Genomic DNA, 24,871 nt, shown 5'->3' with positions numbered 1-24,871 from the left:
CGGCCAGGTAACGTCCAGTTCAAGCAGTTCATTGACCACTTGCTGATTGGCGGGCTCGTCAAAAAACTGACGGATGGACTGTGCCACCACCGGGCCCACGTCGTTCACTTCCAGCAGTTGATCGACGCTGGCGCGCATCAGTTTTTGCACATCACCAAAATGCTGTGCAAGGTCACGCGCTGTGGCCTCGCCCACATGGCGAATTCCCAGCGCAAACAGAAAACGCCCAAACGTGGTTTGCCTGGCCTTTTGTATGTTGTCCAGCAAGTTGTTGGCGGACTTTTCACCCATGCGTTCAAGTTGAACCAAGTCATCAAATTTCAGGCGAAACAGGTCGGCCGGTGTTCTGACCAATTCTTTGTCAACAAGCACCTCGACCAGTTTGCTGCCCAAGCCCTCGATATCAATGGCGCGGCGATGCGCGAAATGAATGATGGACTGCGTTAACTGTGCCCTGCACACCAAGCCGCCTGTGCAACGGTAGGCTGATTCACCTTCTTCCTGACGCACCAGTGAATTGCAGATTGGGCAGTGCGTGGGCATTTCAAATGCAACGCTGCTGGTGCTGCGTACATTGCCTGGAAAAGGCAGCACTTCGGGAATAACGTCACCTGCGCGGCGCACCAGCACTTGATCGCCCACACGCAGGTCTTTGCGCTGAATTTCATCCAGGTTGTGCAAGGTGGCCGATGAAACCACCACGCCCCCTACTTTCACGGGTTCCAGTTTGGCCACTGGGGTAATTGAACCCATGCGCCCAACCTGCACCTCAATGTTCAGCAAGCGGCTAAGCACCTCATCGGGTGGAAATTTGTGAGCCACCGCAAACCGCGGTGCTTTGGCTACGAAACCAAGCTGGTCTTGCAGGTCGAATGAATCGACTTTGTACACCACACCATCGATTTCAAAAGGCAAGGCGCTTCGGCTTTCACCCACCTGCCTGTAAAAGGCCAGCAAACCCTGCGCACCCTGGGTCGTTTGGCTAAGCTGCGAAATGGGCAGGCCCATGTTGCCCAGCCATTTCATCATGGCCGATTGGCTTTTCAGTTCACGCAACTGCCCGCGATCAAGCGCCGCACCGTAGCAAAAAAAACGCAAAGGCCGGCTGGCTGCAATTTTGGGGTCAAGCTGGCGAATGGTACCCGCCGCGGCGTTGCGCGGGTTTGCAAAAACTTTCAACCCCGACTCGGCCTGGCGTTCGTTCATTTGCGCGAAATCGCGTTTGTACATGAAAATCTCACCACGCACTTCCAGATGCTCTGGCACCTTGCTGCCTTTCAGCTTCAAAGGCAGGCTGCGAATGGTTTTCACATTGGCGGATACATCTTCACCCACGGTGCCGTCACCCCGTGTAATAGCCTGTTGAAACACGCCATTTTTGTAGTGAATGGAAATGGCCAGGCCGTCAAATTTTGGATCAACGGAATAATCGATGCTTACATCTGCTGGAAGATCAGCCAATTCCTTGACGCGCCGGTCAAATGCGATCACATCGTTGTCTTCAAACGCATTGCCCAATGAAAGCATGGGAACACGATGCTTGACCTGATCAAACCCTTCTGCGGGTTTACCGCCCACGCGCTGCGTGGGTGAGTCACTTTGAATCAGCGTGGGGTGTCGGGCTTCAATGTCTTGAAGCTCGCGATACACCTGGTCATATTCCGAATCGGGAACTTCCGGGTTGTCGAGTACGTAATAGGCATGTTCCCACTGGTTCAAAAGATCGATCAGCCTGCGCATTACATGCACTGCCGACTCATCGGTTTCTTCTTCTCCATTCCTGCTATCGAATAAATCCAGATTGGTCATGAAAACAAAATGCGTGTAACCGGGCTTCCCGGTTTGAAACCTGAATCGCTGAGGTTGCGCACCCGCTCGATCAACTGGTTGTAAATGTCTTCAATGGCTTGGGTGCTCAAGGTGCGTCCAGAATCGTCCATCAAGGGCGCGCCGAATTTTTCATTCATGCCATGGCACACGGTCACAATGTCACCCAAGGCTTTCACGGGTTCAGGTGAATTCGGCACATCAATGCTGAAGCTGAGCAGGCGTTTGCCCGGTGCGTTGTGAATGACCATACTGGCCAAAGTGCCTGAACTGTCATTGAGAAACCACTGGTGACCTTTCTGTACCCAGCCAGCCACAGCCAGCATGTCGACTGCGGTACTTTCCTGCACAGTTTCAGGCAGCAGGCAATGCAGGCCCAACAGGGTATCCAAGGCCGCAGCGGCTTGATCAAGTGTTTCAGCCTTGGCAACCACTTCTTTCATCTCCGGAAATTCGATGTCGGCGTTTTGGTCTTCTGCAAAACGTTTCAGCTTGCCCAGCACTTCGGAGAACTCGATTGAACTGAGAGGCCCCTTGCGGTTTGCCAGTTGTACGCTGACTTTCAGCGACCTGGCCGTGCCCATGTAAGGGCCTGCATTGAACCACAAGGTTTCCCCACCTTCACCGGTGTCTGGGCTTGCAGAATAAACAATGCGCTTGCGGTTGATTTGCTCAAACCCATCCACGAGGCTTTTCCAGTTGTTGGCGTCTTTGGCGTCCTCAAAGCGAATTACAAACTCTGCGAACAAGCGTTTGTCGATAGGCACCTGGGGCGCGTTGTGCAGGCTCTCGTCAGCACTTTCAAATGGCGTGGAACCTGCGGTTTGATCGATCTCGACCTGCGGCTCAAGATCCGGGCCGTTGTCGAATTCTTGAGCAAAGCCGGGTTCGGATCGCTCGAATGCAGACTTGCCGCTTCCCGCAGTATTCAACAATGGGTCTTGGTCGGTTTCGCCAAATCGTTCACTGGCCTGTTTGCGCAAGCGATAGTCTTGCCACCAGTTGTACCCGATCATGGCGGCAATACCGCCACCACCAACAATCAGCAATGTAAGTTGTAAATCGTTCATACGGTTTCCGTTGCCATTTTTTCTGCAGCAGCCAAATCAACGGCCACAATGCGGGAAACACCTTTTTCCTGCATGGTTACGCCAATCAGTTGCTGCGCCATTTCCATGGCGATTTTATTGTGGGAGATGAACAAAAACTGGGTTTGTTCAGACATTTGTTTGACCAAACGGGTAAAACGCTCCGTGTTTGCATCGTCCAGCGGTGCGTCCACTTCGTCGAGCAAACAGAACGGTGCGGGATTCAATTCAAAAATAGCGAACACCAGCGCTGTGGCGGTCAGCGCTTTTTCACCACCCGACAGCAGGTGGATCGTGCCGTTTTTCTTGCCGGGGGGGTGCGCAAACACCTGCACACCGGCATCCAGAATTTCATCGCCGGTCATGACCAGGCGTGCCTCGCCGCCACCAAACAATTTGGGGAACAGGCGCGCAAAATGACCATTGACCACACCAAAGGTTTCAGACAGCAAGTCGCGCGTCTCTTTGTCAATTTTACGAATTGCATCCTCAAGGGTTTCCATGGCTTCAATCAAGTCGCCCGCCTGATGATCCAGGAAAGTTTTGCGTTCGCTTGCCGCGGCCAGTTCTTCCAATGCTGCCAGGTTCACGGCACCCAGTTCTTGCATGCCACTGGTCAATCGCGTGACCTCGGCTTGCAATACCGACGCTTTGGGGGGTACATCCATGGCAACGAGTTGATTGCCAAGTTCGTTTACATCGGCCTGAACTTCATCCAACAAATTTTTGTACTGTTCAATGGTCAGTTCGGCGGCCTGAATTTTCAAAGCCAAATCCTGCACAGCATCACGCAGTGGATCGGCCTGCTTGTCGCTTTCTTTTTCAGTGCGCTCAAGCTCTGAAACCTTCGCCATGATTTGTTCCAGCGCATCCCGCGACACGGCAACTTTTTCTTCCGCAATCACCCTCTCTTCAAGCGCAACCTGCAAGGCTTCCTGACCATCGATTTCTGAGAGGCCTTCAAGCTCGGCCAGGGCCAATTGCTTGCGTTGCTGAATTTGCTGAATTTGACTGCTGGCAAATGCAATGTCGCGTTCGCATTCACGTTGCCGCGATTCCTGATTGCGAATATTGAATTCCGCATCTTGTTTCTTGCGCAATGCATTTTGCACTTGCGCCTGTTTGTCGCGCAACGCCTGTTCCGCTTCGGTCACTCGGTCTTTCTGGCTTTCCAGCGCATCGCTGGCCACGGCAAGCTGTTCATCCAGTTCGGCGTATTTGTCTTCCGATTCAAGCAAAATGGCGCGTTGTTCTTCCAGTTCACTTTGCAACAGGGCCAGGTCCAGGCCGATTTGCTCACGGCGGCTGTCTGCCCGGCTTTGTTGTTCCTGCAGGCGAATTAGTTGAACCTGTGCTTCGTGCAGGCGTTTGGTCAAGATTTCAACCAAGTTGCGGGCCTGCACCACATTGGCTTTCATTTCACTGGTGCGTAGTTGCAACTGGTCGCGTTTGGCCATTGACTCGTTTTTCAACATGTCCAGCGCACGAACTTCGGTGCGCAAGGCTTCAATTTGTTGCTGGCGCTCAAGCCGGCCGCTTTGTGCGTTGTCTGCCGCGTAAAACGACACGCCCGTGGCGGTAACACAGTGCCCTTGTGGCGTGAAAATACGTTGCCCTGCTTTCAAATTCTTTCGTTTCGCCAACGCCGCCTGCAAATCGGGCGCCAACAGGTACCCCGCCAACGATTGAATCAAGGATTGTTGAATGGCGGGGTCTGAACTGCGCACCAGGCTGGCCAGGTCTTCAGGCCCAACCGCCATGTTGACGTTGCTGCCAGAAGACGCTTCCATGAAAGCCACGCGCGCAGGCGGTGGCTGTTTGGCAAAGCCCTCGACCATGTCAAGCGATCGCACCTGAAAACTGTCCAACGATTCCCGCAGGGCCGACTCCAACGCTCTTTCCCATCCGCGTTCCACCTGCAGCTTGCCCAAAAGGCGCGGGGTTTCACCCAAACCGCTGCTTTCCACCCACGGTTTTAATTCCGCGCTTTCAGCCAGCTGATCATTCAGTTTCTCCAGAGCCTGCAATTGCGCCTGTGCGTTGGCGTGTTTGTCTCGTTCGGTATTGAATGCCGCCTGAACATGATCCAACTCGCTGCTACCAGCGGCCAATTTACTTTCAAAGTCGCTTAACTGTGCTGTGGCATGTGACAAATCACTTTCCAGTGATTGCACGCGGGAATGAACTTCATCCAGTTCATGCACCGAGGGCGTGGCGATTTGCTGCTTTTCCGATTCAAGCCTGTCCAGTTTCACTTGAATGGTGCTTTCCGCGCGGCTGGCCGATTCTTGCTGAGAAGAAACCTGACTCAAAGCCTGCTGAATTTGCATCACGCCTGCGCGCTTTTGATCCACGGCAGAACGGGCGGCCTGCAAAGCCTGCTCAACAGGTTCTACCGCCAGCTCAGCTTCCTCAAGGGCGATAATTCGTTCTTCCAGCTCGGCCTGTTGTTCTTCTGTTGAACTGCTAATTTCCTCGAGGCGAGCCCGGGCGTCTTCTTCGCGCACGGTCCAGTTTTGAATTTCCAGCTCAAGTTCGGCCACGCGTGCGCCCAAACGGGCACGCGATTCCGCCATCACCCGCAAATCGGCTTCCAGGCGACTTACCTGTCGATTGGCTTCAATCCACTGGGTTTGATCGTTTTCAAGTTGCTGTTGGGCATCTACCTGCTTCTCGCGCACAGAAAACAATTCAGTTTGGGTGCTGATGGATTTGCTTTGAATGGCTTCCAGGTCGGCTTTGGCGCGTTCCAGCCTGGCTTGACCGGTGTTTTTCTGTTCCAGCGCTTCTGAATAGCGGATGTACCAAAGCAGGCGCTGCTTGGTGTTTTTGGCTTCTTCCAGTTCTTTGAACTGGCGCGCCACGGTAGCTTGCTGCTCCAGCCGCTCGATTTGACTGGTCAGTTCACGAAGAATGTCCTCAATTCTGGTCAGGTTGTCCCGCGTGTCGGCCAGGCGGTTGCCGGTTTCACGGCGGCGTTCCTTGTATTTCGACACACCCGCTGCTTCTTCCAGAAAAATACGCAACTCTTCGGGGCGAGCTTCAATAATGCGGGCAATCATGCCCTGCCCAATAATGGCGTAGGCCCGTGGCCCAAGGCCTGTGCCCAGAAAAATATCTTGAACGTCGCGGCGGCGAACTGCCTGCTGATTGATGTAATAGGTTGATGCACCATCGCGGGTCAACACGCGTTTCACGGAAATTTCAGAATACTGGTTCCAGCTGCCACCCGCCCTGCCCTCGGCATTGTCGAACACCAGTTCAACGCTGGCGCGTGATGCGGCCTTTCGGTTGGTAGAGCCGTTGAAGATCACGTCTTGCATGGACTCGCCACGCAACTCGGACGCTTTGGATTCACCGAGCACCCAACGCACCGCGTCGATGATGTTGGATTTGCCACAGCCGTTCGGACCCACCACGCCCACCAAGTTACTGGGCACGGCAAAGGACGTCGGTTCAACAAATGACTTAAAGCCAGCTAAACGAATGTGAGTTAATCGCACGATGAAGCGGAAATGAGACCAATAGAACGAATAAAAACTTCAACCCACGGGATCTTGAAAACCCGCTGACCTTATAATAGCAAAGCCTTTGCGCTTTACGCCGGGCACCGTGCCCTTAGTTGGCAGGTTGATTGAATTGTTTAACGCCACACGGGCCAGGCGCCCTGCAGGCCCACGAGAGAAGCATGAGCAACAAACCCAGCCGCGATTTACAGACTTTCCCGAACCCCAACCCGGATCGGCCCTACCACGTTCACATCGAAGTGCCTGAATTTACATGCCTTTGTCCGTTGACTGGTCAGCCCGACTTCGCCACCTTGGTGATTGACTACCTGCCCAACCAGAAGAACGTTGAACTGAAAAGCCTGAAAATGTACATGTGGAGCTACCGCGAGGAAGGCGCCTTCCATGAAGCAGTGACCAACAAGATTCTTGACGACCTGGTGGCGGCCACCGACCCACGTTACATGAAACTGACTGCCAAATGGTACGTACGCGGCGGTGTGTACACCACCGTGGTGGCTGAACACCGCCACGCCAGTTTTCAGCCCTTGCCCAAGGTTGAACTGGATTCCATTTCAACCATGAACCCGACTCGTGGTTAAAACAAAGCGCAGCTAAAACAGCAATCCCGGTGAACCCATTGAAAAACCTCGACAAACTTCAGCCTTACCCATTTGAACGCCTGCGGGCTTTGTTCGCTGGAAGCCAGCATGCGGGTGGGCTTGCCCACGTGAATTTATCGATTGGCGAACCCAAGCACCCCACCCCGGAATTGATCAAGCAGGCCTTGATCGACAACCTGGAAGGCTTGTCGGTTTATCCCGGCACGCAAGGCCTGCCAGTATTGCGAAAAGCCATTTCTGACTGGATATTGCGCCGCTTCGATGCCTTGCTTGACCCGGAAACCCAAGTGCTGCCAATTCTGGGCTCGCGCGAAGCCCTGTTTTCATTTGCCCAAGTGGTTTTGGACGGTTGTGAGGCCGGCAGCCATGTGGCTTTTCCGAATCCCTTCTATCAAATTTACGAAGGTGCCACTTTTCTTGGCGGTGCAAACCCGGTGTTTGTGAATATTGACCACGAAACAGGTTTGTCGAATTTTCACGTACTCAGCCCCGATGTCTTGGCCAAAACAAAGCTGATGTATGTGTGTTCACCAAACAACCCCACAGGAGCGGTGTATACGCTTGAGGATTGGCAAAAACTCTTTGATTTGGCTGATGAATACAACATCGTAATTGCATCAGACGAATGTTATTCAGAAATTTACCTGGATGGCACCGCGGCACCCATTGGCGGGCTTGAAGCTGCCAGCCGACTGGGGCGGTCTGATTACAATAATTTGATTGTATTTTCCAGCTTGTCCAAACGTTCCAACGCGCCGGGCTTGCGCTCGGGCTATGTGGCAGGCGATGCCGATTTAATCAAGGCGTTTCTGCGCTACCGCACCTACCATGGCTCGGCCATGTCGACCACCATTCAAATGGCCAGTGTGGCCGCTTGGAACGACGAAGAACACGTGGTTGAAAACCGCCGCTTGTACACCGAAAAGTTCAAAGCCTTCAGTGCCATTCTTGAAGGCACGCTTGAACTTCACATCCCGCCCGCTGGCTTTTATTTTTGGGCAGATGTGGGCCAAAGCGACACCGCGTTTGCAAAAACGCTGTTTGAGCAAGCGCATGTTACCCTGTTGCCCGGAAGCTTTTTGGGGCGCCAGGTCGAAGGACTTAACCCCGGCACCAACCATGTGAGAATCGCGCTGGTGGCCAGCCTGGCTGAATGCAATGAAGCCGCACAACGAATTAAAAACATACTCTGACACAGGAAATCACCATGACAACTAATCATCAATCCATCATCGAAGCCGCTTGGGAAAACCGTGCAGACATTTCCCCTTCTTCTGCCCCCACCGATGTTCGGGCCGCAGTGGGTGATGTGCTTGAAAAACTGAACACGGGCGAACTTCGCGTGTGTTCCAAAGAAAGTGGTGAATGGGTTACCCACCAGTGGATCAAGAAAGCCGTGTTGCTTTCGTTCCGTCTGGAAGACAACAAGCCCATGGCTGCCGGTGGTTTCACCCAGTTTTACGACAAGGTGCCCACCAAGTTTGTGGATTACACCGAAGAAGACTTCAAGAAAGGCGGCTTCCGTGTGGTGCCACCAGCCGTTGCACGCCGTGGCAGTTTCATAGCGAAAAACGTGGTGCTTATGCCCAGCTACGTGAACATTGGCGCGTATGTGGACGAAGGCACCATGGTCGACACATGGGCCACCGTGGGTTCATGCGCACAAATCGGAAAAAACGTACACCTGAGCGGTGGCGTGGGCATTGGCGGTGTGTTGGAACCCCTGCAAGCCAACCCCACAATTATTGAAGACAACTGCTTCATCGGCGCACGTTCCGAAGTTGTAGAAGGCGTGATCGTGGAAGAAAACTCTGTGATTTCCATGGGCGTTTACCTTGGTCAAAGCACCAAGATTTTCAACCGTGAAACAGGTGAAGTGACTTACGGTCGCATTCCAGCAGGCTCGGTGGTTGTAAGTGGTTCATTGCCCAGCGCCTGTGGCAAGTACAGCCTGTACTGCGCAGTGATCGTAAAACGTGTAGATGCAAAAACGCGCGCCAAAACCGGTATCAACGAACTGCTGCGCAACGCAGAATAAAGGGGAACCAAACAGGAGGAATGCAAGGATGACAGCCAAGGTATACGGAATACCAAACTGCGACAGCGTGAAAAAAGCCATTGCTTCACTGAAAGCGAATGACGTGGAAATTGTTTTTCACGATTTCAAAAAACATGGTGTACCCGCGCAACTGCTTGACGAGTGGATCGCCGCATTCGGGCTGGACAAGGTGATCAACCGCAAAGGCACCACCTGGCGTAGCCTGGATGAAAACTTGCAAAGCAAAGCCCAGTCACCTGAAGGTGCCAAAGCCCTCCTGTTGGAATACCCGAGCATTATTAAACGCCCGGTGGTTGAGTTCGCAGGCGAACTGACCATAGGGAAAACCGATTTCAGCAAGGACCCTTCATGAGCAAAGAACAAGCCCCGCACATTGCGGTTGATCAGCACGATGATCTGCACACTGTGCGCGACTGGGTGCGCTTCTTTGTGTCGGAAATGCGCCGTGGCCACGTGTTTTTTGGCCATGGTTCAAGCAATGCATTTGACGAAGCCATTTATTTGGTTCAGTCTGCACTGCACCTGCCGATTGGCGACCTGAATCCCTTTTGGGATGCACGCGTAACCAGCCGCGAGAAAGTTCAGCTTACAAATTTCATTACCGAACGTGTAGACGAACGCAAGCCCGCCAGCTACATCACGGGCGAAGCGTGGTTGCAGGGGCATTCATTCAAGGTCGACAAACGGGTCATCATTCCCCGCTCATTCATTGCTGAATTGCTTGCAGACCAGCTTACCCCTTGGGTAAATGCACCTGAAATGCCATTCGACATTCTGGACATGTGCACTGGTTCAGGCTGTTTGGCTATTTTGGCTGCGTACGTATTCGAGAACGCGCAAGTGGATGCAGTCGATTTGTCTGCCGAAGCCTTGAAGGTTGCGCGGGAAAACATTCACCTTCATGACATGGACAGTCGCGTGAAGGCGATTGAATCCGATCTTTTTTCAAACCTGAACGGCAAGCAATACGACTTCATTTTGACCAACCCGCCCTACGTCAATGAAGCATCCATGAAAAAGCTGCCGCCTGAATACCTGCACGAGCCACGCATGGCGCTGGCCGGTGGCGACAGCGGTATGGACCTGATTCAGGACATTCTTGAGCAAGCCCCCCGGCACCTGAAAGACGGTGGGTTTCTTGTAGTAGAACTGGGCAATGAAAAGCTTCATTTCGAAGCCGCCTTCCCGCACTTAAACCCCATTTGGCTTGAAACCTCAGCAGGTGACGAACAGGTGTTTTTGCTTAACAAAGAAGACTTGGTCTAAACCCATTCAATGATTCAAATTAACAACCTCAGCATTGCGCGTGGCAGCAAGCCCATTTTGACCAATGCTGAACTAACACTGTTCCCCGGCGAAAAAGTCGGTCTGATTGGCCACAACGGTGCAGGCAAATCCAGTTTCCTCAGTGCCCTGCTCGGTGAACTTCACATTGACCAAGGCAGCATAGATCTGCCCAAGGTGTGGCGCCTTTCCTGGATTGATCAGGAAGTGACCGCCAACCACCTCAGCGTGATTGATTTCGCACTTGAAGGCGACCGCGCATTGCACGACGTGCGCCAGAAAATTCATGCCGTGGAAGAAAGCGGCGACATGGAACAACTTGGTCACCTGTACGAAGAACTAGAGAACCTCGATGGCTATACCGCCGAAGCGCGTGTGGCCACTATTCTGCATGGTTTGGGTTTCAAAACCGAAGACCTGCAACGCAAAGTGGGCGAGTTCTCTGGCGGCTGGAAAATGCGCCTGAACCTGGCCAAAGTGTTGGGTTCCAGGGCAGACCTTATTTTGCTCGACGAACCGACCAACCACCTGGACATTGAAGCGGTGGTGTGGCTTGAGCAATGGATCAAGCAAGTCAACAGCACTGTAATTCTGGTCTCTCACGACCGTGATTTTCTCGATGAGGTGTGCACCCACACAGTTCACCTGAACAACGTAAAACTGACGAAATACACCGGCGGTTATTCGGCATTTGAGCGCGCATTTGCCGAGCGTGCAGACCAAGTCAGCCAAGCGAATAAAAAAGCCTCTGGCGAAATGGAAAAACTGCAAAAATTTGTAGACCGTTTCAAGGCCAAGGCCAGCAAAGCGAAACAGGCCCAAAGCCGCGTGAAGCGCCTGGAAAAAATCAAACTGATTGAAACATTGCAAGTCGAGCCACACGTAGCAATTCCTTTCATGGAACCCCACAAAAGCCCCGACCCGTTGGTGGTGTTGAATCGCAGCGATTGCGGTTATCAAAGTGCTGCCCCTATTTTAAAAAATATCAGCCTTGAACTGCGCCCCGGCGACCGGATTGGCCTGCTGGGTGCCAACGGCAACGGCAAAACCACCTTGGTGAAAACCTTGGTGGGCGAGCTTGACATGCTGGGTGGCGACCGGGTTGAAGGCAAAGGGCTTGTGTATGGCTACTTTGCACAAGATCAAATTGAATCGCTAGACATGAATGCCACGCCCTTGCAGCACATGTCGCGTTTGGAAAGGCAAATTTCCGAACAAAAATCACGGGAATTTCTAGCACGTTATCATTTTCGCGATGACAAGGTTCGCCAACTGGTCGGCAGCTTTTCTGGCGGCGAAAAGTCGCGCCTGGCCTTGGCGTTGCTGGCCTACAAACGCCCCAACCTGCTGTTGCTGGACGAACCCACCAACCACCTGGACATTGCCACGCGCCAGGCCTTGGCCAGCAGCCTGCTGGAATTTGAAGGTGCATTGGTGATGGTTTCGCACGATCGGCATTTGCTGGAATCCATCACCGACCGTTTTTGGCGAGTGCACCAGGGTGCGGTCACTGAGTTTGATGGCGACCTGGACGACTATGCCGAATTGCTTCGCAAGGAAACCAATGCAGAAAACCGCAGCAACAAACAAAGCGCACCTGCCGCCAAAACAACGAATGCTGCACCCGTTGCAACGCCAATTGATCGCAATGGCTTAAGCCAGCGCCTGAAACAGTTGAACAATCTGGTAAAAAAACTTGAAAAGCAAATCGAGACAGACAAACCAAAAATGGCAAAGCTGGATGATGTGTTGGCAAACTGTGACTACAGCAATCCGGATGCAGCAAAAAAGGCTGCTGAACAACACCAGGAGCGCGGCAAAATTGCCATGGCACTGGAAAAAGCAGAAAACGATCTGCTTGAAGCCATGGTTGAAATTGAATCGCTAGAAGAGACCCTCGGTGCGTAATTCCGGTGGGGTTAATTCAGTGCGCCTTCATCGCTTAAAAATTCGCGCCACGCATCGGTGTGAAAACACAATGCGGGGCTTAGGACCAGCGCATTCAAATTAATCAGGTTGTCGCGCAGCAGTTGACGCTTCTCGGCACCAGTAATCTCGCACATCTTGGCCCGCACATGGCTTTTCACCACATCGGGCACACACAAAGTCGAACTGGAATCTACATCGTACACATGCTCGTCCAGAACAACGCTGAGCAGGTCCAGCGTGGTTTGCGCCTGCGTTGTCTCACCCTGCTTGGCATCTTGAAAAGCCAATTCCACAAGACCAATATGGCAACGCAACAGTAGCGCGTCAGGGGTTCGATGCAATTCCAAAGACTTGTTTCTTTGCTCCACAAGGTTGTGATAAACCGTGGGCAAACTCCAGGGGCGAATATCGGCCCTGTTGATCAATTCCAGGCTGATTTTTAGTGATGACCTGTTGGAGGAATCAAGCAAATCAGACTGGTTCAAGGAAGAGCTGGAATCGAACAGATCCTCATATTCAGACTCGTCGCTGGCAATCAAGGACTCTAGCACCCGGTCCGCTGCATAAGCTGAAACGTCTCGTCTGGATGCATCTCCATGAAAATCGGTTTCGCGAAACTCGCTTGTGGCGACCTTTGGGGCAACAACAGGATCACGCCTGGCCGCAGCCATACGTAGGCCACTTTGTTGCGACCTCTTTTGTACCAGGTAGACCAATACCAACAGCGACAACAATACCACCGAGGCAAGCAATGGCCAGTGAGAAATTAAATTGCTGAACTCCGTAGCGCCGTCGTATTTGGTTTGAGTCATGTCTTCAAGCCCCAAACCTCCATTCAGCATGTTCGCTGAAGGTCGGCTTTCAATAAGACCCGAGGTCAGAATTTCCGGATTCAGTGAAGCTATTCTTACTGGTTCAGTGTCCGCTTCCAATTTGACCGGAGGCGTAATCGTCTCTTCGGCCGGAGACGTGACTTCGCGCTGCGTCTGCACGGGCAATTCCAGCTTCTGCTCTTCCGGTTCGGGGCGTTTCGGCATAATGTATTGCGCAACAGGCTTGGGCGCACGTCGGGAGGCCACCAGCAGCGACGAATTGCCAAAGTCGAAACCGGTTGATTGTTCAGTGGCTTGCGGATTTTGAGTGGTGGCGGTTGCACCACCTCGGCTTGCCCCCACATTCATAATTAATGTCCAGCGGCTGGTAAACACCACCAACGGGCATTCAGATATCAGTTCAATTTCGACCAAGGAATCACTTACGGGTGACAGCGACTTGAATTCAATCATCCCGCCCTGCCGCATGGTCGGTTGAAAATTCACCAAAACATCAGTGCTCACCGCACCAAGATTGTCACTTGCACTGGTTTCAATTGACCTGACACGCGCTTTCAAACATGTTGAGCGCAACTGCGATTCCGCCCCTTCCGGGATGCCGCTCAATGAACTTCGCAAATGCAAGCGCTTGCCGATTTCCTGGATGCCAACTGGTGACGACACTTCCAGGGCAAAGCCTTGCCCGGGCAACAAGACCGCCAACAATCCAGTAACAACCCCGATCAGGCGGAGATATCGCTTGGGTGTGTGAATCAGGAAAATGGCCATGTTCTCTCGCAGTTCAATTGTTCCAGCAAGCCCTAGCATACGCAAGGTTGTATATCCTGAGGTATCCTAGAAATGACCTAACACGAATGTGGTACACGGCATCAGGAAGCACACTGAAAATTCTAGAATGAGTGTTCTTATCAATACGAGACCAGTTCAGTACACTACGGTCAATTCCAGAAAAACAGAGACTCGGGAGACCAACTTATGGCGAATATCGCCACCTTCTTGTTTCAACACGACGACACCCCCGATCGTGTTCTGTACCGTCAGTTTATCGACACAGAGTGGGTTGACTTCAAGGCCCGGGAAATACTGGACCTTGCTCGGGAATGGCAAGCCTTTTTCCGCTCCATGGGGTTGCAGCAAGGCGATCGCGTTGCCGTCTGCCTGAAAAACAACGTGCATTGGGTGGCCTTCGACCAAGCCGCCCTGGCGATGGGGCTTGTGTCCGTGCCACTTTACGTGGACGACAATGCAAGCAATATCTGCTTTTGTATTCAGGATTCCGGTTCACGCGCAGTGCTGGTGGAAAACGACCGCATTGGGCGCAACCTGATCAAAGAGGGGTTGACTGAAACCCGGATTCTTTCACTGAAATCAGACATCGAGAAAAAAGCGGACGGTATTGAAAATGCACTCTATGTGCTCAAAGGGTTGAACAAAAAACTGGGGGCATTCGAGTTGCTTGACCTTGAACAAGACACCCTGGCTACCATTTGCTACACATCAGGCACCTCGGGTCGCCCCAAGGGCGTGATGTTGTCGCACAAAAATGTGATTTCAAATGTAGACAGCTGTTTTCAGCTGGACATTGCCAAGCCCGATGACGTATTTTTATCATTCTTGCCGATGTCTCACATGTTCGAGCGCACTGGCGGCTACTACCTTCCCCTGCGCGTTGGTGCCAAAGTGGTTTACGCACGCGGCATCAACCAGCTGCCCGAAGACCTTGTCACACAGACACCCACCGTGCTGTTTGCCGTGCCCCGAATCTTCGAGAAATTTTATGGTCGCATTCAAAGCTCGGTGAAAGATTTTCGCTTTAAACGCAAAGCCTTTGAAAAACTGGTCGATGTAGGTTGGCGAATGGAACAGGGCAAGGGCGGCATTCTGGATCACTTTCAATTGCCGCTGCTACGCGCCAAGGTCGCCCAGCCAATTCTTGAACGCTTGGGTGGGCACCTGCGCCTGGCCGTGGTGGGCGGCGCCGCACTGGACAGCACCATTGCCAAGGCATTCATCGCCATGGGTTTGCCTATTTTGCATGGCTACGGCATGACCGAAGCCTGCCCAGTCATTTCAGTGAACCGCCCGGAAGGAAACGTGCCGGAATCTGTCGGCCCCCCACTTCCCAACGTGGAGGTGATGCTGGGTGAGAATGATGAACTTCTGGCGCGCGGCCCAAACATCATGCTGGGTTACTGGCAAAACGACGAAGCCACCAAAACCGCGATTGACAAAGAAGGTTGGCTGCACACAGGTGATGTGGCGGAAATTAAAGACAAGCGCATCTATATTCGTGGTCGAATCAAAGACATCATGGTTTTATCAAACGGCGAAAAGTTTTCGCCCCAGGACGCAGAAACTGCAATTGTGGGCGACGATGTGTTCGAGCAGATCGTGTTGATTGGCGAGGGTCGTCCATTCGTGGGCATGATCGCTGTGACAGCCAATTCAAACGAGAAGGAACTGATCAAGCGCGCCAATGAGCGCTTGCAGCACCTTCCCCGTTATATTCGTGTTCGCCGAATCATCACCAGCAAAGAACCCTGGACAGTTGACAACGGCTTGCTGACCCCCACTTTGAAGGTCAAGCGGGTCAAGGTGCTTGACGCTTTCAAAGACCGGATTGATGATCTGTACGCCGAAGGCATTGGTGATTGAAGATCCTCTCGGCACAGAAAAAAGCCCGCTTAAACCGCGGGCTTTTTTTATTCAGCAGGAAGGTCTTCCTGCTCGAAGTTGTCTGAACCAATTCTGGCCAGAAAATCAGCCGCCCGTTCGGGCGGTGGGCAGGTGGACCGAAGCCCGTCAATGTAAGAGAATAATTCTTCTGATATGTTCTGCCACATTGGATCCAGCACCACATCAACGCCTTCATGACGCAACAATTCAGCCGCGCTGGAAAATGCGCCATCACCGGTCAGCAATACCACCTGTTGAACCTGCCGCTTGTAGGCCAGAGTGGCCAGATCGACGCCCATTCTAAGCTCGATGCCCCTTGGATGGGAGTCGGGCGTGAAATCCTCATCTGCCAAATCGTCAACTGCAATGCGCTTGTTCAGTAAATCAGCAAGTGCATCTTCGTTTAATTTCCATGTATCGGCCTCCCTGGCCTCGCCCAGCTTCACCGCCAGTTTCCGTTTCCGCTGCAGTTGACGCTGAAAAGCAACCCTGAACTGGCCTTCCCTGGACTTGGACAAGTCAATCTGTTGTTTCGACACCGGCAAGGTAACCCGCTGGGTAAACACCGGTGTGTCATAAAAGAAAATCCGGAACAGGTGCCGCTTTGGCTGATTGCGCTCAAAAAGATGTGCCGCAGAAAGCCGCCACACCAAGTCAGCCATCACCTTGGCATCGTGATGAACCGAGCTTGGGAATATCTGACGGATTCGTCGAATGAAGAAAGGCCCATCCACGAGGATAGCAGTAAGCATACAAGCCCTTGATAAATAAATATAAAATTCAACTAAAAATTAATCTTCCAATGAAGGAAATAGTGCTCCATAAATATACTACCACCGAACATCGGTCAAAAAGGGCGATAGGGGCAACCATTAAGAGGGAGAATTAATCACCACAAAATAAGCATTGCACATACAATAAATCAGTATTGTACTTACATATTTTTTATCAACCTTATAACTCATTGGCGTGGAGGGTGAATTGAGCGAAAACCTGGACAACAGTTTGCAAGAGAACACCAGCAAACCAGAGAAGTACTGGCTCTACATCTTGTCCAACAGCAAGCCCAATGGTCCTTTGTATCTTGGTGACACCAACTGTTTGCAGGCGCGAATGAATGAACACCTAGCGGGCCTGCGCCGCGACTATGCCCATTACCACCGGCTAGACCGCTTGGTTTACTTCGAGATTTGGACAGACCACGACAAATTTGCTGCCCGCCTGCGCAGGGTTCGCAACTGGCCCCGTGACATGCGGCTATTGCTGATTGAATCGTTAAACCCGGATTGGGACGACCTGTTGCCCCAGTTTGTTGAAGAGCGCGAAAACCGCAATCAACAGCAGAAAAAACAGGAGAAAGCAGCTTAAGTGAGAATTTTTGAAATTGTTGTATTCCTAATAAAACACCATACGTTATAAGTATTCGAACTTTTTTTTCGATTCCGGCACCAACTGAACATGGGGCGACTGGAAAAGTGGAGTGGAGCTCCTACTCTAAATCTAAAAGATCTTGAAGTCAGTACCAATAACGTTGTAGCATGTTTTATCAGGAGTTCACCATGAGTTCTATTGCAGAGCGCTTGACCCGGTCTTATTGCCTGTTCCATTGGCTTCAAGTGAAGCCAATTCCGGATCAAATTCGTTCAAGCATTGCCTACAACACACTAGAACAGGAATTACTTTCTCTTAAAGTAAAACCTGAAGACTTGGCTGCAGTTGGCTCTGACGTAACAGATAATTTCGAAGAATCCCGCTTGGCATTCATGGTTCGCTACAGCGGCTTGACTTGGTCGACCTGCTCAATTTTTTGCGACGCCGTTGAACACAACGCTTGGCTTCAAAACGGAACTCCCCTCTTGGTGCAATTTACCGGCTTGGATGCAACAGGTCAGGTCGGTTTACCCAAATTGGCTTTGGGCGATTTCATGTTCCTAAAACCCAGCAATGTGTGGATTGACAATAACCGGGTTGTGTCATTCACAGTGCGCTGGAACAAACACGAAATTCGCCGCATGGAGCGCTTTATTCGCTTGGCATCGGCACGCCATGGCCTAGAGGCCACTGTCTGCAACATCACGCAAAGCGAGAAATTCATCGCAGCCATCAAGGCGACTGTTGGCGCGCAGTGAATATTGAAGACATTGATTTGAATTAAAGGCACCTTTGGGTGCCAGCACAGACAACTTAAGCACTCAATACGGTTTTTCCTCCCATGTAGGGCTGCAGTACCTCGGGTACCTTCACAGAACCATCGACCTGCTGATAGTTCTCAAGCACAGCCACCAGGGTGCGTCCAACAGCCAAACCCGAACCGTTCAAGGTGTGTACAAACTCGGTTTTTCCCGCTTCATTTTTGAAACGGGCTTTCATGCGACGTGCCTGAAAGCTTTCACAGTTCGAGCATGAAGAAATTTCGCGGTAGGTGTTTTGGGCGGGCAGCCACACCTCTATGTCATGCGTACGGGTTGAACCAAACCCCATGTCGCCGGTGCACAGCACAATCACGCGATAGGGCAAACCCAGCTTTTGCAGAATATTTTCGGCGTGCTGGGTCATTTCATCCAAAGCAGCATAGGAATGTTCAGGGTTCTCAATGCGCACCATTTCCACTTTGTCGAACTGGTGCTGGCGAATCAGGCCGCGGGTGTCGCGGCCATAGCTGCCCGCTTCGGAACGGAAACAAGGCGAATGCGCAGTCATTTTGATGGGCAAGTCACCTGTCTTCAAAATTTGGCCGGCCACCAGGTTGGTCAATGTGACCTCTGCGGTTGGAATCAGGTACAAAGGTTCGGAAGTGCCCTCTTCTCCGCCCTTTTTCACGGAAAACAGGTCATCGGCAAACTTTGGAAGCTGGCCCGTGCCTTTCAAGGTTTCACCGCGCACAATGTAGGGCGTGTAATGCTCGGTATAGCCGTGCTGCTCCGTGTGTGTATCGAGCATGAACTGGGCCAAGGCACGGTGAAGTTTGGCAATTTGGCCTTTCAACACAGCAAAACGGGAGCCCGACAAATTGGCTGCGGTTTCAAAATCCAAACCCAGGTTCACACCCACGTCCACATGGTCTTTCACTTCAAAGTCAAAATTGGCGGGGGTGCCCCAGCGGCGCAACTCAACGTTGTCTTCTTCTGATTTACCGGCGGGCACCGATTCATGCGGCAGGTTCGGAATGTTCAACAAAAATGCGTTCACTTCTTCTTGCAATGCAGTCAAATCGGTTTCATTGCGCTTTAATTCATCGCCCAGGCCCGACACTTCCGCCATGACAGCGGAAACATCTTCACCCTTGGCCTTTAACTGGCCAATTTGCTTGGACATGCTGTTGCGCCTGGCTTGCAATTCTTCGGTGCTGGTTTGCAGTTGCTTGCGTTGGCTTTCAAGCGCATTGAACTGCCCGATGTCGAGGCTGTAACCACGTTGGGCCAGTCGTTCTGCCACATTGGTCAGGTCTTTGCGAAGCAATTGAATGTCTAGCATGAAAATTTCTCGAAATGCGGTTGGTGTGAATAGCGGTGATGGTACTAAAACTTCAAGCCCGGTGAGGGCAAACACGGGCGCTTCTTACTTTTTTTGACGGGCTTGGGCATTGCGCTGGGCAAGCCAATTCAGCTTTTCTGCAATTTTACCCTCCAACCCGCGGTCTGTGGGCTGATAAAACTGTGGGGGCTGCATGCCTTCGGGCCAATAGCTTTCGCCTGCGGCGTGCCCTGCTTCTTCATCGTGGGCATACCGGTAGCCTGAACCATGCCCCAGTTCTTTCATCAACTTGGTGGGGGCATTGCGCAAATGCATGGGCACTGGCATGGAGCTGCTTTGCTTCACATGGGCCATGGCCTGTTTGTAGGCGTTGTAACCTGCATTGCTTTTTGCGGCAATGGCCAGGTACAGCACGCACTGGGCCAAGGCCAATTCGCCTTCAGGGCTGCCAAGGCGCTCGTAGGTTTGCGCGGCCTCGTTCGCAATGGTAAAAGCACGCGGGTCAGCCAGCCCAATGTCTTCCCAGGCCATGCGCACAATGCGGCGGGCCATGTAACGGGGGTCAGCGCCACCATCAAGCATGCGGCAAAACCAGTACAGGGCTGCATCTGGATCGGAACCACGCACTGATTTGTGTAAGGCTGAAATTTGGTCGTAAAACGCATCGCCCCCCTTGTCGAACCGGCGAATTTGGGAGGGCGCTATTTGTTTCAGGGCAGGCAAATTCAGCCTGTCCAGGCCCTGTGCCTTGGTTTGAAGCAGTGTAATTTCAACCAGATTCAAAAAGCGGCGTGCATCGCCATCGGCGTAGGCACACAGGGCATCGAAAGCATCGCTTTCTACATTAATTTCTGTGCCCAGTTCAAGTTGTGCGCGCTCCAGCAGTCGTGCGAAATCATCTGTGTTCAAGCTGTTGAGCACATACACTTGCGAGCGCGACAACAACGCTGAATTCACCTCAAATGAAGGGTTTTCAGTGGTTGCGCCAATGAAGGTCACCAAGCCCGATTCAACAAAAGGTAAAAGCGCATCTTGCTGCGATTTGTTGAAACGGTGAATTTCGTCGATGAACAAAATAGTGGATTTGCCAAGCTTGGCATACTCGCTGGCTTGATCAATGGCCGCGCGAATTTCCTTCACCCCGGAAAGCACGGCCGACAAGGCAATAAATTGTGCTTTGGCGGCACCCGACAACAGACGGGCCAAGGTGGTTTTGCCCACGCCGGGTGGGCCCCACAGAATCAGCGAGTGAACATGTTGCTGCTCGAACAGCAAGGTAAGCGGTTTGCCCGGCCCCAGCAGGTGGGTTTGGCCAACCACTTCGGCAAGCTGGCTTGGCCGAATGCGTTCGGCCAAAGGCACCGACCCCTTCACCGCACCCCCATGCGCCTCAGCGGCCTGGTTGCCGGGTGGCAACTGAGCAGCGTGCAAAGATTCGTCGCCAAACAAGTCGGAAGTCATTGTGTGCGAATAAGGTCTACACCCGCAGGGGCTTTGAAATCAAAATAGCTGGCGGGGCGTTGTTTTGAAAAATCCCAATTGGTCAATTCCAGTTGGGTGACCTGCCCCAAGGCATCATGAATTTCCAGGCTCACCGGCAAACCGTCTTTCCAGCCAATGCGGGCGTAGTCAAACAGGTTGTCTTTGTCTTTCGGTTTGATGATCAGCCATTCCTTGCCGTCTTTCATGCCTTCGTCTTTCAGGTCGAACAGCTTGTCGACATCCTTGCTGCCAAAAAGCAATGCAACGGGTGTGGAGTCTATGGCATTGCCGATGGGCTTTTGGGTTGCGTGGCCCATGTCTTCATCATAAGAAACCACCGTGGTGCCATTGGACAACAACAGCAAAGGGTAAGGCTTCTTGATTTCCCAGCGAAACCTGCCAGGGCGCGAGAAGGTAAATTCCCCGGTGCCTTTTTGTTTTACAGCACCGCTGGGCGATATAACCACCTGGCTGAACTGCCCTTCTGCAAAACCGCGGTTTTTAACAAAATTGTTCAATGCATCTTGGGCTGAAGCCCAAGCCGCTGAACTTGCACCCGCTACCATGGCCAGCGCCAAAAGAGTACGAGCAAAAAACTGTTGAATGCGCATGAATTTCTACTTCCTGTTGGGTGTTACACCTCAAATAACGCATACGGCTACGGGGAGTAAACACACTTAACCTAACTTAATCATCGTCTTGCCCGGCCTCGGCACGGGCCAGAATTTCCCGGTTGCCGTTCGATTGCATGGCCGACACCAAACCGGCCTGTTCCATGCTTTCCAGCAAGCGCGCCGCACGGTTGTAACCAATGCGCAAGTGGCGCTGCACAAATGAAATGGAGGCGCGGCGGTGCTTCAGAACAATGCCAACTGCTTGGTCGTAAAGGGCGTCTTTCTCGCCATCAAAACTGCCGGCTGTGGCGTCCATGCTGGCGTTGCCGCCCTCTTCGGCAGTGCCGCCTTCGAGAATGCCTTCAATGTAGTTGGGTTCTCCACCCTTCTCTTTCAGGTATTCCACCACGCGGTGTACTTCTTCATCGGATACAAAGGCGCCGTGCACACGCTGGGGCACGCCTGAACCAGGTGGCAAGTACAACATATCGCCTTGGCCAAGAAGCGCTTCAGCGCCCATTTGATCAAGAATGGTGCGGGAATCGATTTTCGATGAAACCTGAAACGCAATTCGGGTTGGAATGTTGGCCTTGATCAAGCCGGTGATTACATCCACCGATGGCCGCTGTGTGGCCAATATCAAATGAATACCGGCGGCTCGGGCTTTTTGGGCCAGGCGTGCAATCAGTTCTTCAATTTTCTTGCCCACCACCATCATCAGGTCGGCCAGCTCGTCGATCACAATCACCAGCATGGGCAATGTGTCGAGCGGCTCGGGCGCATCGGGTGTCAGGCTGAACGGGTTTGGAATGCTGGTGCCGTTTTTCTTCGCCTCGGCAATTTTAACGTTGTAGCCCGCCAGGTTGCGCACACCCATTTTGCTCATCAGGCGGTAGCGTTTTTCCATTTCGCCCACGGCCCAGTTCAAGGCGTTGGCTGCCTGGCGCATGTCTGTGACCACCGGGCAAAGCAGGTGTGGAATGCCCTCATAAACGCTCATTTCAAGCATTTTTGGGTCGATCAGAATCAAGCGCACGTCTTCGGCGCCGCTTTTGTACAGCAGCGACAAAATCATGGCGTTAATACCCACCGACTTGCCCGAGCCCGTGGTGCCCGCCACCAGCAGGTGCGGCATTTTGGCCAGGTCGGCCACCACTGGCTTGCCTGAAATGTCTTTTCCAAGCGCCATGGTGACAGGCGACTTGTTAGTGCTGTACACCTGCGACCCCAGAATTTCCGTCAACTTGACCACCTGGCGGCGCGGGTTGGGCAATTCCAGGCCCATCAGGTTTTTGCCATAAATGGTTTCCACCACGCGGATGGACACCAAACTAAGCGCACGGGCCAGGTCTTTGGCCAAATTCACAACCTGAGAACCCTTCACGCCCGCAGCAGGCTCAACCTCGAAACGGGTAATCACCGGGCCGGGCTGCGCCGCCATCACCTGTACCTGCACGCCAAAGTCGCTCAACTTTTTTTCAATTAAGCGCGAAGTGTACTCAAGTGTGTCGGCCGACACGGTTTCTATAACCGCGGGCGCCTCGTCGAGCAAGCCCAGCGGCGGCAATTCGGTTTCAGTCAGGTCAGCAAACAAAGGTTGCTGTTTCTCCTTGATGGCCTGAACCGAAGGTTCGGCGGCCACGGCCACCGGTTCGATTCGAATTGGCTTGTGTTCTTCAAATTTCTCGCGTTTTTGTTCTATTTTTTCAACGCGAGCCAGGGCGACTTTTTTGCCTTCCTTGCGGTCAAAATAGGCATTAATCAGTTCTTGAACTTTGAACACCAAGCTTTCAAGAAAACCGCCCACGCGTTCGGCCATCACCGCCCAACTCAGGCCCAGCAGGCCGCTCATGCCGGCAGCGGTGCACAACAGCAGCAGCATGACTGCGCCCGACAACCCCAGGAACTGTTGAAAAATGCTGGCAATGGTTTGCCCCACAACACCCCCGGCACCGGCTGGCAAGCCCTCGCCCTTGAAAATCGACAGGGATTCAAGCCCCATCAAGCCGACCCACAGCACAGTAAATCCGATGGGGCGCACCCAAGGCAGCCATTTAGGCAAAGGCTCGCTGAACCCGGGCAAGTCAATTGCATCTACCATTTTGCGGGCGCGCCACAGCATGAAAAAGGACAAACCCAACAAGGCGTAGGCCGAGTAACCGGCGATAAAGAACAACAGGTCGGACAAATGCGCCCCCACTGACCCACCGAAGTTGCCGACCACATTGCTGCCGGATTCATGGGAAAAGCTGTCGTCTTGACTGCTGTGCGACACCAGAATCAAAAATAGATAGATGGAGAAGACAAGCAGGCATAGCCAACGAATTTCCAGCAACAGCTTGCTGATTCGAAGGGTGCCTGTATTTTGTGTGGTCCTGGAATTCACTGTAATAAGAGTAGCCCGCAATGCAGCATATAATTGAAGTCTGTATTCTGACAAAGTTCGAGCGAAATATCTCGAACAGACACCATTTGAAGCACAAAAGAGGTAGCAATGACCAGTTCTAACACGCCACGCCACGCCAAAGTACTGATTTTGGGATCTGGCCCTGCCGGATACACTGCTGCAGTGTACGCCGCCCGCGCCAATTTGAATCCTGTTTTAATCACCGGCATGGCCCAAGGTGGCCAATTGATGACCACCACCGACGTGGACAACTGGCCTGCCGATGCCGAGGGCGTACAAGGCCCAGACCTGATGAACCGTTTTCTGGCCCACGCAGAGCGTTTCAACACAGAGATCATTTTTGATCACATTCACACCGTGGAACTGAAACAACGTCCATTCACGCTAAAAGGTGACTCGGGCGTGTACACCTGCGATGCATTGATTATTTCCACCGGCGCCAGTGCCATGTACCTGGGCTTGCCTTCTGAAGAAGCATTTGCCGGCAAAGGCGTGTCTGCCTGCGCAACCTGCGATGGCTTTTTCTACCGCAACCAGGACGTGTGCGTGGTGGGTGGCGGCAACACAGCCGTAGAAGAAGCGCTGTACCTGAGCAACATTGCCAAGAAAGTAACCGTAATTCACCGCCGCGACAAGTTCAAGGCCGAAGCCATTTTGATCGACAAAATGATGGACAAGGTAAAAGAAGGGAAAATCGAGCTGAAGATCGATTACACCCTGGACGAAGTGCTGGGCAATGAAATGGGTGTGAATGGCGCACGCATTAAATCGACAAAAACCGGTGAAACCCAGGATTTGGCGCTGCAAGGCGTGTTTATCGCAATTGGCCACAAGCCCAACACCGACATTTTCGAAGGTCAGATCGAGATGAAAGGTGGTTACATTACCACCCGTAGCGGCTTGAACGGCTTGGCCACCATGACCAGCATTGACGGCGTTTTTGCTGCCGGCGACGTGCAAGACCACGTATACCGCCAAGCGATTACCAGTGCGGGCACCGGTTGTATGGCCGCACTGGATGCGCAGCGCTGGCTGGAATCCCAGGAAGGCTAAACCTTTTTGCTGCCAT

At 52.6% G+C, this 24,871-nt stretch carries 19 protein-coding genes; 10 read left to right on the top strand and 9 right to left on the bottom strand.

What is annotated here, in order from left to right:
* The 3 genes from ligA to smc form a co-directional block, all read right to left on the bottom strand.
* The coding region (gene ligA, locus V7028_RS07710; RefSeq protein WP_334119505.1) for an NAD-dependent DNA ligase LigA at window positions 1-1,809 on the bottom strand (1,809 nt) is incomplete at its 3' end.
* On the bottom strand, window positions 1,806-2,897 hold the full coding sequence (locus V7028_RS07705) for a hypothetical protein (RefSeq protein WP_334119504.1): 1,092 nt from the start codon (window positions 2,895-2,897) through the stop codon (window positions 1,806-1,808). The genes ligA and V7028_RS07705, both read right to left, overlap by 4 nt.
* A complete protein-coding gene (gene smc / locus V7028_RS07700; protein WP_334119503.1) occupies window positions 2,894-6,418 on the bottom strand; it encodes a chromosome segregation protein SMC in 3,525 nt (1,174 codons plus the stop codon). The genes V7028_RS07705 and smc overlap by 4 nt, the downstream gene beginning before the upstream one ends.
* Window positions 6,419-6,603: 185 nt before the next feature.
* Between smc and queF the strand changes: the two genes are divergently transcribed.
* From queF to V7028_RS07670, 6 genes are read left to right on the top strand one after another with little or no spacing between them, the layout of a single operon-like run.
* Complete coding sequence (gene queF / locus V7028_RS07695; RefSeq protein WP_040513619.1) at window positions 6,604-7,023, top strand: preQ(1) synthase; 420 nt, start codon at window positions 6,604-6,606, stop codon at window positions 7,021-7,023.
* A 29-nt stretch (window positions 7,024-7,052) separates the two neighbouring features.
* Window positions 7,053-8,237 (top strand): succinyldiaminopimelate transaminase, encoded by a 1,185-nt coding sequence (dapC, locus tag V7028_RS07690; RefSeq protein WP_334119502.1) that lies wholly within the window; start codon window positions 7,053-7,055, stop codon window positions 8,235-8,237.
* Window positions 8,238-8,251: 14 nt separating this feature from the next.
* Entirely contained in the window at window positions 8,252-9,082 is an 831-nt protein-coding gene (dapD, locus tag V7028_RS07685) for a 2,3,4,5-tetrahydropyridine-2,6-dicarboxylate N-succinyltransferase (protein ID WP_334119501.1), read from the top strand.
* 28 nt (window positions 9,083-9,110) lie between these two features.
* On the top strand, window positions 9,111-9,455 hold the full coding sequence (locus tag V7028_RS07680) for a Spx/MgsR family RNA polymerase-binding regulatory protein (protein WP_334119500.1): 345 nt from the start codon (window positions 9,111-9,113) through the stop codon (window positions 9,453-9,455).
* The gene (prmB, locus tag V7028_RS07675; RefSeq protein ID WP_334119499.1) at window positions 9,452-10,369 is read left to right on the top strand and encodes a 50S ribosomal protein L3 N(5)-glutamine methyltransferase; all 918 of its coding nucleotides are present in this window, start codon (window positions 9,452-9,454) and stop codon (window positions 10,367-10,369) included. The genes V7028_RS07680 and prmB overlap by 4 nt, the downstream gene beginning before the upstream one ends.
* A 9-nt stretch (window positions 10,370-10,378) precedes the next feature.
* On the top strand, window positions 10,379-12,295 hold the full coding sequence (locus V7028_RS07670) for an ABC-F family ATP-binding cassette domain-containing protein (protein ID WP_334119498.1): 1,917 nt from the start codon (window positions 10,379-10,381) through the stop codon (window positions 12,293-12,295).
* An 11-nt stretch (window positions 12,296-12,306) separates the two neighbouring features.
* Here V7028_RS07670 and V7028_RS07665 read toward each other — a convergent pair whose 3' ends face one another.
* Window positions 12,307-13,962, bottom strand: coding sequence for a hypothetical protein (locus tag V7028_RS07665; protein WP_334119497.1), 1,656 nt, complete (start codon window positions 13,960-13,962; stop codon window positions 12,307-12,309).
* A 162-nt stretch (window positions 13,963-14,124) separates the two neighbouring features.
* Between V7028_RS07665 and V7028_RS07660 the strand changes: the two genes are divergently transcribed.
* Window positions 14,125-15,804 carry an AMP-dependent synthetase/ligase gene (locus tag V7028_RS07660; RefSeq protein WP_334119496.1) on the top strand — a complete coding sequence of 560 codons (1,680 nt, stop codon included), beginning with the start codon at window positions 14,125-14,127 and terminating at the stop codon, window positions 15,802-15,804.
* A gap of 47 nt (window positions 15,805-15,851) precedes the next feature.
* Here the strand turns inward: V7028_RS07660 and V7028_RS07655 are convergent, their stop codons facing one another.
* On the bottom strand, window positions 15,852-16,577 hold the full coding sequence (locus tag V7028_RS07655; protein WP_334119495.1) for an NYN domain-containing protein: 726 nt from the start codon (window positions 16,575-16,577) through the stop codon (window positions 15,852-15,854).
* Window positions 16,578-16,806: 229 nt separating this feature from the next.
* Here V7028_RS07655 and V7028_RS07650 point away from each other — a divergent pair, with 229 nt between their 5' ends.
* Together V7028_RS07650 and V7028_RS07645 are read left to right on the top strand one after the other, a co-directional pair.
* The gene (locus V7028_RS07650; RefSeq protein WP_334119494.1) at window positions 16,807-17,193 is read left to right on the top strand and encodes a GIY-YIG nuclease family protein; all 387 of its coding nucleotides are present in this window, start codon (window positions 16,807-16,809) and stop codon (window positions 17,191-17,193) included.
* A gap of 191 nt (window positions 17,194-17,384) precedes the next feature.
* Complete coding sequence (locus tag V7028_RS07645) at window positions 17,385-17,954, top strand: hypothetical protein (protein ID WP_334119493.1); 570 nt, start codon at window positions 17,385-17,387, stop codon at window positions 17,952-17,954.
* A gap of 55 nt (window positions 17,955-18,009) precedes the next feature.
* Here V7028_RS07645 and serS read toward each other — a convergent pair whose 3' ends face one another.
* The 4 genes from serS to V7028_RS07625 form a co-directional block, all read right to left on the bottom strand.
* Window positions 18,010-19,299: a serine--tRNA ligase gene (gene serS / locus V7028_RS07640; RefSeq protein ID WP_334119492.1), complete on the bottom strand. Its 1,290-nt coding sequence runs from the start codon at window positions 19,297-19,299 to the stop codon at window positions 18,010-18,012.
* A gap of 84 nt (window positions 19,300-19,383) precedes the next feature.
* Complete coding sequence (locus V7028_RS07635) at window positions 19,384-20,760, bottom strand: replication-associated recombination protein A (protein WP_334119491.1); 1,377 nt, start codon at window positions 20,758-20,760, stop codon at window positions 19,384-19,386.
* Complete coding sequence (gene lolA, locus V7028_RS07630; protein ID WP_334119490.1) at window positions 20,757-21,392, bottom strand: outer membrane lipoprotein chaperone LolA; 636 nt, start codon at window positions 21,390-21,392, stop codon at window positions 20,757-20,759. Before lolA ends, V7028_RS07635 begins: the two co-directional genes overlap by 4 nt.
* 76 nt (window positions 21,393-21,468) lie before the next feature.
* Window positions 21,469-23,781 (bottom strand): DNA translocase FtsK, encoded by a 2,313-nt coding sequence (locus tag V7028_RS07625; RefSeq protein WP_334119489.1) that lies wholly within the window; start codon window positions 23,779-23,781, stop codon window positions 21,469-21,471.
* A 108-nt stretch (window positions 23,782-23,889) separates the two neighbouring features.
* Here V7028_RS07625 and trxB point away from each other — a divergent pair, with 108 nt between their 5' ends.
* Complete coding sequence (trxB, locus tag V7028_RS07620; RefSeq protein ID WP_334119488.1) at window positions 23,890-24,855, top strand: thioredoxin-disulfide reductase; 966 nt, start codon at window positions 23,890-23,892, stop codon at window positions 24,853-24,855.
* The last annotated feature ends 16 nt before the right edge of the window (window positions 24,856-24,871 follow it).

This window comes from Limnobacter sp., assembly GCF_036846585.1.
Lineage (GTDB): Bacteria > Pseudomonadota > Gammaproteobacteria > Burkholderiales > Burkholderiaceae_B > Limnobacter.
This window is presented reverse-complemented; position numbering and strand designations above follow the sequence as displayed.

Bases quoted from the DNA above. Each gene is read 5' to 3' on its own strand.
- V7028_RS07705 (WP_334119504.1), bottom strand. From the start codon at position 2,897: ATGAACGATTTACAACTTACATTGCTGATTGTTGGTGGTGGCGGTATT.
- queF (WP_040513619.1), top strand. From the start codon at position 6,604: ATGAGCAACAAACCCAGCCGCGATTTACAGACTTTCCCGAACCCCAAC.
- dapD (WP_334119501.1), top strand. From the start codon at position 8,252: ATGACAACTAATCATCAATCCATCATCGAAGCCGCTTGGGAAAACCGT.
- V7028_RS07680 (WP_334119500.1), top strand. From the start codon at position 9,111: ATGACAGCCAAGGTATACGGAATACCAAACTGCGACAGCGTGAAAAAA.
- prmB (WP_334119499.1), top strand. From the start codon at position 9,452: ATGAGCAAAGAACAAGCCCCGCACATTGCGGTTGATCAGCACGATGAT.
- V7028_RS07670 (WP_334119498.1), top strand. From the start codon at position 10,379: ATGATTCAAATTAACAACCTCAGCATTGCGCGTGGCAGCAAGCCCATT.
- V7028_RS07660 (WP_334119496.1), top strand. From the start codon at position 14,125: ATGGCGAATATCGCCACCTTCTTGTTTCAACACGACGACACCCCCGAT.
- V7028_RS07655 (WP_334119495.1), bottom strand. From the start codon at position 16,577: ATGCTTACTGCTATCCTCGTGGATGGGCCTTTCTTCATTCGACGAATC.
- V7028_RS07645 (WP_334119493.1), top strand. From the start codon at position 17,385: ATGAGTTCTATTGCAGAGCGCTTGACCCGGTCTTATTGCCTGTTCCAT.
- serS (WP_334119492.1), bottom strand. From the start codon at position 19,299: ATGCTAGACATTCAATTGCTTCGCAAAGACCTGACCAATGTGGCAGAA.
- V7028_RS07635 (WP_334119491.1), bottom strand. From the start codon at position 20,760: ATGACTTCCGACTTGTTTGGCGACGAATCTTTGCACGCTGCTCAGTTG.
- lolA (WP_334119490.1), bottom strand. From the start codon at position 21,392: ATGCGCATTCAACAGTTTTTTGCTCGTACTCTTTTGGCGCTGGCCATG.
- trxB (WP_334119488.1), top strand. From the start codon at position 23,890: ATGACCAGTTCTAACACGCCACGCCACGCCAAAGTACTGATTTTGGGA.